The sequence below is a fragment of the Neobittarella massiliensis (ex Bilen et al. 2018) genome, from assembly GCF_900289145.1.
GTDB classification, from domain to species: Bacteria; Bacillota; Clostridia; order Oscillospirales; family Ruminococcaceae; genus Neobittarella; species Neobittarella massiliensis.
Genome location: NZ_OKQO01000001.1, coordinates 295,595 through 307,586, shown reverse-complemented (window position 1 = coordinate 307,586; position 11,992 = coordinate 295,595). Strand labels below are relative to the sequence as shown.

Genomic DNA, 11,992 nt, shown 5'->3' with positions numbered 1-11,992 from the left:
CATCTTCTCCTGAAATAAACAGCATAAAAAGGCGGGGAGGGCAGCTCAGGTAGAGCTGCCCTCCCCGCCTTTTGTAGAGTAGGAGAGATGTCAAAAAACTTCACGGCACGGTTGCCGGGTCATACACTAGGGTTTGGCGTTGTTGCGGATAGAGTTGAGCTCTTCCTGTTCCATGCCGTAGGCGCTCTGTACCTTGATCTCGCCGTCGGCGATCTTCTGGCGCTGCTCGTCTATATAAGTCTGCACATCCGCCGGGACCTGCTCTTTGTAGTAGTCGTTTTCAGCCAGGGCCACAACTCCTTTTTTGACGCCCCATTTTTCCAGCGTACCAAAAGGCAGTTCCCCCTTTACCGCCAGCGTGATCGCCTCTTTTAAGGCGATATCATTGCGCTTGGTCATCGAGGTGAGGATGACTTTGGCCAGTTCAGGATCCGAGTCGATAAAGTACTCGCGCTGGTCGGCATCTACGCCCAGTGCCCAGCAGCCGGCATCCTGACAGGCCTGGAATACGCCCAAGCCGGCGCCGGCAGCCACCTGGTGGACCACATCGGCCTTGTTGGTGTTGATCTGTACGTTCGAGAGCTCTTTGGCCTTGGGTGCATCGGTGTAGTTGCCGATAAACGAGACCGCCACTTTTCCGGAGGGCTCTACGCTCTGAGCGCCCTGGATATAGCCGACCATAAAGTCGCCGATGAGCACGCCGTCAGCGCCGCCCACAAAGCCGATGACTTTCGACTGAGACATTTTCATAGCCAGCGCACCGGCCAGGTACTCGCCTTCGCTCTGCACGTAGTTGATGCAGAAACAGTTCGAGAGCTTGTTGTCGTAGTTGGGATCGATATCATAGGCAATAAAGCGTTTGGTGGGGTACTCCTCGGCGTGTTTTTCAAGGATCTCCAGCATCTCGCCCTGTGAAAAGAGCACCAGATCATAGGTATCGGCCGCATCCATCAGGGTGGGCTCCATCTTCGACTTGGAGTCGGTGCCGTACTCGATGACCTTTACATCGATATCCAGCTCCTCGCCAGCCTCCTGCACACCTTTCCACGAGATGTCGGCAAAAGATTTGTCACCCAGGTTGCTGGTCACGTAAACGATCGATTTGATCTCGGATTTCTTACTGTCGCCCCCATCGTCACTGTCACCACAACCGGTCAGGGCAGCGGTGAGCAGCATAGACGACGCCAGGAGCAGCGCGGTCAGCTTTTTCATACAGATGTTACCTCCTCTGTACACTCTGTGTGGGAGAAAATTATCACCACTCGATAACTTTCCTCTTCCTCTGTCCCCATCATAACAAAATATTGTGCATAGTCAATCATTTATCTTGCTGTTCTCCGATAATTATAGTTTTATTTTATATTGTTTTGCAAGATTGCACATACAAATTTATCGAGTTTGATAATTATTGAGATGATCGCTTGACAAACACGGTTGTCTCTATCATAATACAAGGAAAAAGGATTTTCTCATGATGGACAAAAACGACATGCAGTCTGCCGCCCCGCTGGGCAAAAAGCAGCGGCGACAGCAGAAGATACTGTCCCTGCTGCAGGAAAACAGTCATATGTCCTGCCGCGAGCTGCAGCAGCAGTGCGGCTGCAGCGAGGCCACCATGCGCAACGATCTGCGACAGATGGAACACGATGGTCTGCTGCGGCGCACCTTTGGCGGGGCCTGCTGTATCCACATAACCCCGGCTACTCTGGCCATGCCGTCGGTATACATGAAACAGAATCTGGCCGAAAAAGAGGCGATCGCCCGTTTTGCCGCTGACACCTTTGTACGCCCCGACCAGATGCTGCTGCTAGATCTGGGCGGCAGCAGCTACGCATTGGCAAGTTACCTGGTACAGCGCGGACTGCCGCTGGATGTGGTGACCAACTCGCTGGTGACTGCCGGGCTGCTGGCCCGTGCCGGTCATATTCGGTTGCACCTGCCCGGCGGGGTATACAACCGGGAGATCGATTCTTTCGATGTGCCTTCTTCGCTGGAGTATTACCGCAATATCCACGTACAACACCTGTTTTTAGGTGCCAACGGGATAAACGACCGCGGCGATATCACCGTCAACATCTCCTCGCTCTCCACCCATCGGCTGATGGTCAAGCGGGCCATGGTGAACTCGGCCGACAAAGTGGTGTTGCTGTGCGACCACAGCAAGATCGGCAAGAGCTGCTTTTACAAGGTCTGCAGCATCGACCAGATCGACTGCATCGTGACCGACGACGGCTGTGACGAGAGCCAACGGCAAATGCTCTCCAGCCTGGGGCTGCCGGTCTACTACGCACCGCTGGATACATAGGCACTGTACATAAAAATGTAGGGCCATACCCAAAAGCTGTGCGCGGCCAGCGCCCGGCCAACACATCGGCGATGCGGTACCGAGAGTTGGCGGTCAGCACCGTCGCCCCCTGACGGATGGGCTCTTTCAAAAATTCCAGTTCGGCGCTGGCGCCGGCGTGGCTGTCACCAATACAGTGGTCCTGCATCGTGCAGCCTGCCGGCAGCTGCCATCATCTCATCGGCGTCTTAGCCCTCTACCGAAGTAAAGATCAGCAGATAGCGGGGGTGGACCAGCGCGGCGATGACAGCGGCGGTCTCGTCGTTGTCGATGCACGCTACCACCTGCTGTTGGACGCTTCTGCGCAGCTGCTTTAGCTCCCAGCGGCGGTTCTCCCCAAAACAGGCCGTGTCGTTACAGTTGATGATGGGTACGGCTCCCCTGCCCGTACAGCGCGTCAAAAACTGGTGGATGTGTGGATGTACGCGCGCTTTTCGGCGTCGTTAAAATGGGTGTGCGACACCAGCAGCTGCCGCACTGAATATTTTGACGGGATGTAGCACCAGTACTTCTCCATCAAGATCGCCTGTCCCTGGGTCGAGTAATCGGTCATCACGGCGCTGCTTGGCTCCCCTAGGGCATGACCGGTACGCTTGATATAATTTAGCCGTCCGATCTGGGCCACCCCAGAGTTGGCCCAGATCATGCCCGGGCGCAGTTCGCGCCCAATGTGTCTGAACACATTGCAGTCGATGTCGCTCTCCTCCTGATGAATGAGCGCCATCGAACCGATCTTGTCCACCGGCTCTATATCGTGTTGCATGTTCTCTCCTCCCCCACAGGGCAGCCCGCAGCGCCGTCCCACACAAAAAAAGCCAGCTCGGTACAGGTCGTCTGCACCGATGCTGGCCTTTTTAGTTTTACTGCCCGCAATAGGGCAGTGTCGCTTTTACAATCTGTGCGCCGGGCATCGCCTGATCTTAATAGAAGTACCAGGCCGAGCGCAAAAAGCCAAAGATCCCGCCAATACCGCTGATCACAAAGAGGACCGCCAACACCATCGAGCCGATAGTCGCCCACTTGATCATCCTATCGGCCAAGTCGCGGTGTTTGCCCTCCTCGGCGGTGCGCAGCATCAGCGCCACCACCAGCAGCACCGGCGGCACAACAAAGCTGAGCGCCTGCAAGACAAAGCGCACTGCCGGGCACTCGAAGATAGGTCCGCCTTTAAAGTCGAATGCACCGCGTTTGGGCTTTATGGGGTATCCCGGGGCAGGGGTGCCGTACGGAGCGCCCTGATAGCCCGGCTGTGGGCCCTGGGGCGGCACCTGCTGATAAGCTGGCTGCGGGCCGGCGGCCGGAGCCTCGGGGGCCGGTTGCTGCACCTCTGCCTGGGCGGTATCTACCGGCACACCGCAAACGGTGCAAAACAGGCTGCCCGGTGCGATCTCGTTGCCACAATTTTTACAGGTCATAAAACGTGTTCCTCCTAAGTCGTAATGGGCGGGCCACCGCGGCCCGAATGCCCGCTATTAGGCTGCCGAGATGGCAGCCGGGGCCCGCTCCCTGCCGCCATTATACCACAGCTTTTTTATTTTACCAAACTGCACCGGCCCGCACCGGCCCGCACTAGCCAGCACCGTCCTGCACCGGCCTGTACCGGCACACGCCCAGACGGCCGCACAGAAAAACAGCCGCCGCCAAATGTTCTCGGCCGCGGCTGTCTTTTTATCTCTCGCCGCTACTGCGCGGCGAGTATCTTTTCTTTTTGCGCCAGCAGCGCATCTCCCTCTAACTGCTGCTGGACCCAGTCGGTGCCCAGGCGGTCGATCATCATGCCAAAGCGCTCGCCTGGCTGGCCCTCTTTTTTAAACAGCAAGATCGCCTTTTCCACCATATCCATGGCCTCGTCACGGGTGTACAGCCGGGGCAGCTGGTCGCCGATACGCACTTTTTTGCCCCAGCGGCCGCCTATGTAGATGCGGTACATGGTCTCGTTATCGGCCACGGCGCCAAAGGGGCACCCCTTAACGCAGCGGCCGCAGTTGTTGCAGATCTCCTCGTCCAGCTGCAACAGCTCATCCCGGTAACTGGCGGCCTGCATGGGGCAGTTTGTCTCAACGGCGCACTGCTTGCACTGACGGCACTGTTCCCCCAGGTACTGGGGTACCTTTTGCCCGACGATGCCAATATCGTTTAGATCGGGCTTCATACAGTTGTTGGGGCAGCCGCCCACGGCGATCTTAAACTTGTGGGGCAGCGCCACACTGCCGTAGCCCACGTAAAAACGATGGTGGATATCGGCCGCCATCTGCTGCGTGTCGTAGAGGCCAAACACACAGGTAGTCCCCTTACAGGCCACCACCGGGCGCACCTTGGCGCCGGTGCCGCCGGTGACCATCCCCTCCCGGGCCACAAAGGCCTTAAAGGACTCGATATCGCGGTAGTGGATACCGGGCAGTTCCACCGTCAGGCGGGTGGTAAAGCTGATGTTGCCGTTGCCGAACTCGTGTGCTGCCTGGCTGAGGTTCTGCATCTGCGCGGCGGTGAGCACGCCGTTTTCGGTGATGATGCGGGCAGAAAATTCCTCGGTGCCGCGGTTGAGCAAAAACCCCTCACCTTTTACCCGTTTGATATCTGCTGGTGAAATCGCCACAGTTTATCCGTCCTTTCTATCGCGTCTCTCGGCCCCGCCTTGCAAAGGCGGGCAAAAAACGGTACCATATGTGTATTACGACTGCGGCCAACAGGCCCTATATAGTCTGGCCGCAGATCATCGGTGCAGGAAGTGAAATCATGACCACCCGCCACTTAGAAGTTTTTCTGGCGGTGGCCCGCGTAGGCAGTATGAGCGGCGCCGCCAAAGAGCTGTACATCTCGCAGCCCACCGTCAGCCAGGTGATCGCCGAGCTGGAGGAGCACTATCACACCCGCCTGTTCGAGCGGCTGCAAAAGCGGCTGTACATCACCCCTGCCGGGCAACAGCTGCAGCGCTACGCCCAGCAGATCACCGACCTGTTCTCGCAGATGGACCAGGAGATGGACCACACCGCCCACCACCGTCTGCTGCGGGTGGGGGCGACCATCACCATCGGCAGCTGCCTGCTGCCCGGCCTGGTGGCCAGATTTGAGTCAGCCTGTCCCAGCACCCAGGTACAGGCTTACGTCGACAACACCCAGGCCATCGAGGGGATGCTCTGCCGCAGCGAGCTGGACCTGGCGCTGGTAGAGGGCAAAATCAGCAGTCCCCAGCTGCGCACCTTTGATGTGCTCGACGACCAGCTGGTGCTGATCTGCGCCCCCGATCACCCGCTGGCCAAGCAAAACAAAGTGACGCCCCAACAGCTGCAGGGGCAGCAGTTCATCATGCGCGAGACCGGCAGCGGCACCCGGGCCCTGTTCGAGGAGTTCCTGCGCCAAAATCAGGTACAGATCAACGTGAAGTGGAGCTGCCACAGCTCCGACTCGGTGCTGGCCGCAGTGGCCGCCGGGCAGGGGTTGGCGATGCTCTCGCTGGTGCTGGTACAAAAGCCGGCCGCCCAGGGCCAGGTGGCGATCTTACCGCTGCAGCGGGCGGGTCTCAGCCGCAGCTTTCAGCTGGTATACCACAAAGACAAGTACCTCTCGGCCGTCATGCGCCAGTTTATAAAAAGTTTGCCGCACGCGCCACCTGTTCTAGGGTAACACGGCACCACTTTTCTGTAAAATAGCGGTTTTCAATATTTACCATAGTGAAACACCTATCATCTTTTATTTATCTATTTTTAAAAGAGGTGCTCTGCCCGCTGCCTGGCGGTGGAGCACCTTATTTTATCGCTCTACCCGTATCTCCACCCGAGTCACGTACGACTGCTCATCTTTGACCGACAGGTAGGTCAGCAGGTCGTACTCGTAGCTGCCCTCAACGATGGTCAGCCCCTGCCGGCGAATAAAATCCAGCAAGATGCGATAGCTCTCCTGGGTGCTGCCATAACTGCCCCGGTGGTGTATCACCCCACACAGTCCGGCTGTCCTCACCCGCTCCAGCCGGTCGCCGGTCTGCTCGGTGCTCTGTATGGCCATATACGAGCCATTTTGGTAGATCCCCCGCTGCAGCTGCCGGCAGCTCACACCCGACCCGGGCAGGTTGCCGGCGGTGGAGGGGTACTTGGCACAGTACTGCATCAGCTGGGTACTGGCCTCGGTGTAGTCGTGAGAGGTGATACCCAGCGGATTTTGGATGGGCATACACAAAAAATACTCCTGCGGGCGCTCCTCCAACCAGGGGACCTCCACCGGGTGGCTGGCGGCGAGCTGTGTCTGCGCCGTCTTGCGGTCGATAGCGCCGTGCAGCGCCTGCAGGCGCCGTATCTCACCGGCCAGCCACTGCTGCTTGCTCTGGAGCAGCGCCAGCAGCGTGCCCGAATCGCCGTGCAGGTAATCGCCGATCTCCCGCAGCGAGCTGCCGATCTCTTTGAGCGTGCGGATCGCACTGAGGATATCGCTCTGGCGGTTGGTGTAGTATCGGTAGCCATTTTGTCCCACTACCGCCGGCGAAAACAGCCCGGTGCGGTCGTAGTAGATCAGCGTTTGGCGGCTGATACCGTGCAGGGCGGCAAACTCCCCCACTGTGTAGAGGATCTCTCCCTTGGGAATATCCATCTTCTGGCCCTCCAAAAAAATTTTGCCAAAGGTCTTGACTGTATAGTTACTATATAGTTTATCATAGACGCTGTGAGAAACCAAGACACAGATATCCAAACAGGAGGAACAAATGGAAGTAAGGAAACCTATCCCCGTAATACTGGATGTAGACCCCGGCGTAGACGACGCGCTGGCCATCATCCTGGCTCTGCAGTGTAAAGATCTGGATGTGCGCGGCATCACCGCCTGCTTTGGCAACCGGCAGCTGTGGCGCACTCTGCGCAACGCGCTGCAGCTGGTTGAACTGATGGGCCGGGACATCCCCGTCGCCAAAGGCGCCAGCGAGCCGCTGTGCAAGCCGCTGCGGGAATACGACGGTCCCGACGACCATCTGATCCACGGTCTGGAGGGGCTGGGCCCGGTAGTGCTGCCCGCCCCCACCCACCACGAGGTCGAGCTGCCCGCACCCGACTTTATCGCCGAGCTGCTGCGCCAGAGCGACGAGCCCATCACGCTTATCCCGGTGGGGCCGCTGACCAATATCGCCCGTTTTGTGGTCGCCTACCCCGAGCTGCTGTCTAAAGTGCGGGCCATCCACCTGATGGGCGGTGCTGCCGTAGGCGGCAACGTCACCCCGTATGTAGAGGCCAACATCTACTCCGATCCCGAGGCGGCGGCTACCGTGTTCGCCTGCGGAGTGCCCATCGTCATGTGCGGTCTCGACGCCACGCTGCAGTGCCTCATCTACCCCGACGAGGAGGAGGCGCTCATCCAGGGCGAGCACACCCACCTGGCCCAGCTAGCCCACGATATGCTCTCGGTGTACGAAAAGGGGGAGGAATTCCCCGGCTCAGCGCTGCACGACTCGCTGGCAGTAGCCTCGGTCTTCTGCCCCGATATCATCACCACCAAAGACTGCTATGTCGATATCTGTCTCACCCCCGGCGAGCACCGCGGGCAGACGGTGGTGGACCTGGAGGGCCGTACCGGCCGCGCCCCCAATGTAAAGGTGGCGCTGTCGGCCGACCGCCTCAAAATGCTCGACCTGCTGCGCGCCAGCCTCAACGGCCCCTTTTAGCAGGTGTCGCTACTGCCCGCAGCACCGGTCGCCGCACTGCTCTGCGGGTACCGCGCCGGTACCTCGTACAGGCGCGCAGCACTCATCCCGTACGCACTCTACATAAGAAAAAGAGAGATGGACTGCAGTCCATCTCTCTTTTTTATGCGGTCGATCGCCCCGCAGTGTGTCTGCAAAGCGGCGCGTACACAGCCGCCTACACCGTCTCCTGATGGGCAGACTGTTCCCGCTCGATAGTTTGGTCGGCCTTTTTGCGCCAGCCGCCGCGGCGGTACATGATAAAGGTCACCAGCGCACCCAAGACCCACGAGAAGAGCAGCGAGATCCAGATGCTGGTGTAGTGGCCCTGGGGCCGGGCAGCCGAGCGGGTGATGTAAGCCAGCCCATAAGCCACCGGCACCCGCACGATAACGGTAGTAAACATCGAGATCCACATCGGGGTCATGGTGTCTCCGGCGCCGCGCATCACACCAGACAGGCACTGGGTCACGGCCATGGCGATGTAGCCCACCGCCAGTATCTTCATCATATCGGCGCTCAGCGCCACCAGCTCGGCAGTGTTGGTAAACACCCCCATCAGATTTCTGCCAAACAGCAAGATCAGTACAGTGATAGCCGTAGAAAAGCCCACTGCCATCAGCGTTCCCTGCTTGGTGCCGCTGTGTACCCGGTCCATCTTGCCGGCGCCCACATTCTGGCCGGTATAGGTGGTCATGGCAGTGCCAAACGAGAAGTTGGGCATCATGGCAAAACCATCTACACGCATGATGATGACGTTGGCGGCGATGACCATCTCGCCAAAACTGTTGGTGAGCGACTGCACCACGATCATGGCCATCGAGAAGATCGCCTGGGTAATGCCCGAAGGCAGCCCCAGCTTGACGATGGTCCCGGCAAACTCGCCCCGCAGCTTTAAATAGCGCGCCCGCATGTCAAACACGTCCTGCATACGCAGCAGCTTAAGCAGACACATCAGCGCCGATACGCCCTGCGCGATAGCGGTAGCCAGGGCCACCCCGGCCACGCCCATATCGAGCCCCGCCACAAACCACAGGTCCAGCACGATGTTGAGCACCGTGGCCACCAGCAGATAGAGAAGTGCCGACATCGAGTCGCCCAGCCCCCGCAGCACACCGCAGAGGATATTGTAAAAAGCCACTCCAGCCACACCCCACATCAGGATATTGAGGTATGAGGTGCACCAGTCGATGATGCTGGCCGGCGTGTCCAGCAGCTCCAGCAGCGGGCGGGCCACCAGCGGGCCGACCACCATGATGATCAGCGAGGCCAGCGCCGTCAGGGTGATACAGTTGCCCACCGTCTTCGAGAGCTTGTCCCGGTCGCGGGCGCCAAAATACTGGCTGACCATGACCGTGGCGCCGGTGGAGATACCGATAAACAGCACCAGCAGCAGGTTGAGGATCGGTGAAGCGCTGCCCACGGCGGCCAGCGCATTGTCCCCCACATATTTGCCTACCACGATACTGTCGACAGTGTTGTACAGCTGCTGGGCGATGTTTCCCAGCAACATGGGCGCGGTGAAGACGGCGATCTTCTTCCACGGCGATCCCGTCGTCATGTCAGACGGGGCAAAGAGTTCTTTTAGCTTCATAAAACGTGTATTCCTCCTCTTCTCTGATAATCCATATCTGTACTACTATAGCAGAAATCGCACACGCCTGCAACAAATAACCGCTGTCCCTGCCGGCAAAAAATACGCGCTTTCCCGCCAGACTCTCGTGTACCCATCGCCGCTGCTCCGGGTCATGATCGCGCCCGCCTACCCTGCTTTTTAGCTGGGGATCGGCAGCAAACACAGCCGGCACACGGCGGCGCGCCGCATATCTATACATAAAAAAACAAAGTCTACACGATTGCTCGCGTAGACTTTGTTTGGTGAACCACCGGGGACTCGAACCCCGGACCCTCTGATTAAAAGTCAGATGCTCTGCCAACTGAGCTAGTGATTCATATGCAGTTTTATGCGCTGTATGCCCGCCAAAGCGCTCCATTATAATAGCATTTTGTTCCGGTGATGTCAACACATTTTTGCAAAAATTTCTAAATGCCCACCTTCTCCGGCGGCGTGCCGGCCGCGTTGCTGCCCTGTATCCAGTATACCCAAAAAGCTGGTCCCTATACACCGGTCCGCTTCCCGCTCTCAGCGCGCCGCGGCCATCTCCTTTTCGCACCGCCGCGCTGCCAAATAACAGCCGCTATTCTTGTGACAGTTGGCTCTAGAGTACACTGTGTGCACATGCTATAATGGCAGCAAACACCAATTTTGAGGAGGACGCACCATGATCGCACAAGTTTACGGCATTTTAGACCCCGACGAGGCGCTGGCAGTTATCGCGGCGGGGGCCGACTATATCGGCATCTGCCCACCCCAATACGCCGGGTACGACGATACCCTCACCGAGGTGGTCAGCGAAGAGACCACCTCCGCCATCCTGCAGGCCACTAAAGGGCTGTGCAAACGGGTGCTCATCGCCCTCAGCGACGACCCGCAGGTCACCTATAATATGGTAGAGCGCCACCACCCCGACGTCATCCACATCTCGGCGCCCAATTTTGCCGCCACCCCAGAGGTGGTGGCCCACATCCGCGCGCTGGACCCCGCTATCAAGATCCTGCAGGCCATCGCTGTAGGCAGTGCCAAAGATATCGAGACGGCCAGGCACTACGCCGGCTTTGTCGATATGCTGATCCTCGACTCGGCCAACCCCGACGACGGCATGATCGGCGCCGCCGGGGTGGGGCACGACCGCGTGCTCGATCGCGCCATCGTCGAGGCGGTGGATATCCCGGTCATCGTGGCCGGCGGTCTGGGGCCCGACAATGTGGCGCAGGTCATCGCCGAGACCCATCCCTGGGGGGTGGACTCGCTGACCGGCACCAACAAGATCTTCCCTGACGGCAGCTTCGTCAAAGATATCGAGCTGGTGCGCGCCTTCTGCCAAAACGCCAAAGCTGCCGGGCAGAAGCTGTGAGCGCCCCCGGCTCTGTCCTCTGTCTGGGGGACTATCACGCCGATATCATCCTGCAGGCGGCCGCCGCCCCGGCGGTAGACGCCGCACTGCTGGCCGATATCGCTCAGGGCAGACCGGTCCCCGGCATCACCTACGCCAGTGGCGGGGTGGGCGGCAGCGTATGTGCCGCCATCGCTCGGCTGGGTGTACCGGCGCGCCCGCTGGGGGTGGTGGGGGACGACTTTCTGGGCCGCTATGCGCGGCAGGTACTGGCCCCGCTGGGTGTCGACACCACCTATCTGCACACCGATCCCCACCGCCGCACCATGATGGTGCTCTGTCACATTGCCGGCGACGGCGAGCGCAGCTTTTCTTACGGATTTCCCATGGAACAGGCCGCCGATGTGTTCTTTTATCCACAGCACGCGCCAGATTCGGCGCTGGCCGGGGCGGCAGCGCTGTATGTCTCGGGAATCCAGCTCATCTTCTCCCCCGGCTGCGACACCGCCATCGAGCTCATGGAGCGCTGCCGGTCGCGGGGCATTCCAGTCGCTATGGACTTAAACCTGCGGCCCGACAATTTTGCTCTCGACGACGCGCTGCAAAAGCGCTACCGCCGAGCTATCGACCTGTGCGACATCGTGTTCGGCTCGGGCGAGGAAGAGCTGATGCCGCTGACCGGGGCCGCCACACCGCTGGCCGCCGCCCGGCAGCTGGCCGCGCGGGCAAAAGTGGCGGTGTGCAAACTGGGGGCGCAGGGGGCGCTGGTCTGCAGTCCCAACGGGGGGTATCGCCTCGCTGGCTATCCCGCCCAGGTAGCCGACACCGTGGGGGCCGGCGACACGTTCGTAGGTGGCTTTCTGGCCCGCTATGTACAGGATGGCGACCTGGCCGGCAGCCTGCAGTGGGGGTGCGCTGCCGGCAGCTATTCAGTGCGGTTCACCGGCGCCGGCCACAGCCCCGACCGGTCGCAGATGAGCGCTCTGCTGGCCGAAAACAGCCATATCTTGCCGCAGACTCTGCCCCTCTGACTTT

General features: G+C 59.5%; 12 protein-coding genes and 1 tRNA gene. 5 read left to right on the top strand and 8 right to left on the bottom strand.

What is annotated here, in order from left to right:
* Nucleotides 1-126: 126 nt before the first annotated feature.
* Complete coding sequence (locus C6Y32_RS01480; RefSeq protein WP_105203385.1) at nucleotides 127-1,212, bottom strand: BMP family ABC transporter substrate-binding protein; 1,086 nt, start codon at nucleotides 1,210-1,212, stop codon at nucleotides 127-129.
* Nucleotides 1,213-1,471: 259 nt separating this feature from the next.
* On the opposite strand from C6Y32_RS01480, the gene C6Y32_RS01475 reads away from it, so the two are divergent.
* Nucleotides 1,472-2,305: a DeoR/GlpR family DNA-binding transcription regulator gene (locus C6Y32_RS01475; protein WP_105203384.1), complete on the top strand. Its 834-nt coding sequence runs from the start codon at nucleotides 1,472-1,474 to the stop codon at nucleotides 2,303-2,305.
* 227 nt (nucleotides 2,306-2,532) lie between these two features.
* Here the strand turns inward: C6Y32_RS01475 and C6Y32_RS15490 are convergent, their stop codons facing one another.
* The 4 genes from C6Y32_RS15490 to C6Y32_RS01455 all read right to left on the bottom strand — a co-directional run bounded on the left by C6Y32_RS15490 (nucleotide 2,533) and on the right by C6Y32_RS01455 (nucleotide 4,940).
* On the bottom strand, nucleotides 2,533-2,745 hold the full coding sequence (locus tag C6Y32_RS15490; RefSeq protein ID WP_105203383.1) for a hypothetical protein: 213 nt from the start codon (nucleotides 2,743-2,745) through the stop codon (nucleotides 2,533-2,535).
* Nucleotides 2,742-3,107, bottom strand: a complete 366-nt coding sequence (locus C6Y32_RS15485) for a hypothetical protein (protein ID WP_105203382.1) — start codon at nucleotides 3,105-3,107, stop codon at nucleotides 2,742-2,744. The genes C6Y32_RS15490 and C6Y32_RS15485 overlap by 4 nt, the downstream gene beginning before the upstream one ends.
* Before the next feature lie 157 nt (nucleotides 3,108-3,264).
* Complete coding sequence (locus tag C6Y32_RS01460; RefSeq protein WP_105203381.1) at nucleotides 3,265-3,759, bottom strand: zinc ribbon domain-containing protein; 495 nt, start codon at nucleotides 3,757-3,759, stop codon at nucleotides 3,265-3,267.
* A 266-nt stretch (nucleotides 3,760-4,025) separates the two neighbouring features.
* Entirely contained in the window at nucleotides 4,026-4,940 is a 915-nt protein-coding gene (locus tag C6Y32_RS01455) for a 4Fe-4S binding protein (RefSeq protein WP_105203380.1), read from the bottom strand.
* Between the two features lie 140 nt (nucleotides 4,941-5,080).
* Between C6Y32_RS01455 and C6Y32_RS01450 the strand changes: the two genes are divergently transcribed.
* Nucleotides 5,081-5,968 (top strand): LysR family transcriptional regulator, encoded by an 888-nt coding sequence (locus C6Y32_RS01450; RefSeq protein ID WP_164998073.1) that lies wholly within the window; start codon nucleotides 5,081-5,083, stop codon nucleotides 5,966-5,968.
* Nucleotides 5,969-6,094: 126 nt separating this feature from the next.
* Here the strand turns inward: C6Y32_RS01450 and C6Y32_RS01445 are convergent, their stop codons facing one another.
* Entirely contained in the window at nucleotides 6,095-6,925 is an 831-nt protein-coding gene (locus C6Y32_RS01445) for a MerR family transcriptional regulator (protein WP_164998072.1), read from the bottom strand.
* A gap of 112 nt (nucleotides 6,926-7,037) precedes the next feature.
* Here C6Y32_RS01445 and C6Y32_RS01440 point away from each other — a divergent pair, with 112 nt between their 5' ends.
* A complete protein-coding gene (locus C6Y32_RS01440; protein WP_105203378.1) occupies nucleotides 7,038-7,985 on the top strand; it encodes a nucleoside hydrolase in 948 nt (315 codons plus the stop codon).
* Between the two features lie 196 nt (nucleotides 7,986-8,181).
* On the opposite strand, the gene C6Y32_RS01435 is transcribed toward C6Y32_RS01440, so the two are convergent.
* Together C6Y32_RS01435 and C6Y32_RS01430 are read right to left on the bottom strand one after the other, a co-directional pair.
* Complete coding sequence (locus C6Y32_RS01435; RefSeq protein WP_105203377.1) at nucleotides 8,182-9,597, bottom strand: MATE family efflux transporter; 1,416 nt, start codon at nucleotides 9,595-9,597, stop codon at nucleotides 8,182-8,184.
* Between the two features lie 282 nt (nucleotides 9,598-9,879).
* A tRNA-Lys gene (locus C6Y32_RS01430) sits at nucleotides 9,880-9,955 on the bottom strand.
* A gap of 330 nt (nucleotides 9,956-10,285) precedes the next feature.
* Here C6Y32_RS01430 and C6Y32_RS01425 point away from each other — a divergent pair.
* Nucleotides 10,286-10,978, top strand: a complete 693-nt coding sequence (locus C6Y32_RS01425; protein WP_105203376.1) for a phosphoribosylanthranilate isomerase — start codon at nucleotides 10,286-10,288, stop codon at nucleotides 10,976-10,978.
* The gene (locus C6Y32_RS01420) at nucleotides 10,975-11,988 is read left to right on the top strand and encodes a carbohydrate kinase family protein (RefSeq protein WP_164998071.1); all 1,014 of its coding nucleotides are present in this window, start codon (nucleotides 10,975-10,977) and stop codon (nucleotides 11,986-11,988) included. Before C6Y32_RS01425 ends, C6Y32_RS01420 begins: the two co-directional genes overlap by 4 nt.
* Nucleotides 11,989-11,992: the final 4 nt, after the last annotated feature.

Coding starts and splice junctions, on each gene's coding strand:
- C6Y32_RS01425 (WP_105203376.1), top strand. CDS start 10,286: ATGATCGCACAAGTTTACGGCATTTTAGACCCCGACGAGGCGCTGGCA.
- C6Y32_RS15485 (WP_105203382.1), bottom strand. CDS start 3,107: ATGCAACACGATATAGAGCCGGTGGACAAGATCGGTTCGATGGCGCTC.
- C6Y32_RS01475 (WP_105203384.1), top strand. CDS start 1,472: ATGATGGACAAAAACGACATGCAGTCTGCCGCCCCGCTGGGCAAAAAG.
- C6Y32_RS01440 (WP_105203378.1), top strand. CDS start 7,038: ATGGAAGTAAGGAAACCTATCCCCGTAATACTGGATGTAGACCCCGGC.
- C6Y32_RS01435 (WP_105203377.1), bottom strand. CDS start 9,597: ATGAAGCTAAAAGAACTCTTTGCCCCGTCTGACATGACGACGGGATCG.
- C6Y32_RS01460 (WP_105203381.1), bottom strand. CDS start 3,759: ATGACCTGTAAAAATTGTGGCAACGAGATCGCACCGGGCAGCCTGTTT.
- C6Y32_RS01450 (WP_164998073.1), top strand. CDS start 5,081: ATGACCACCCGCCACTTAGAAGTTTTTCTGGCGGTGGCCCGCGTAGGC.
- C6Y32_RS01445 (WP_164998072.1), bottom strand. CDS start 6,925: ATGGATATTCCCAAGGGAGAGATCCTCTACACAGTGGGGGAGTTTGCC.
- C6Y32_RS01480 (WP_105203385.1), bottom strand. CDS start 1,212: ATGAAAAAGCTGACCGCGCTGCTCCTGGCGTCGTCTATGCTGCTCACC.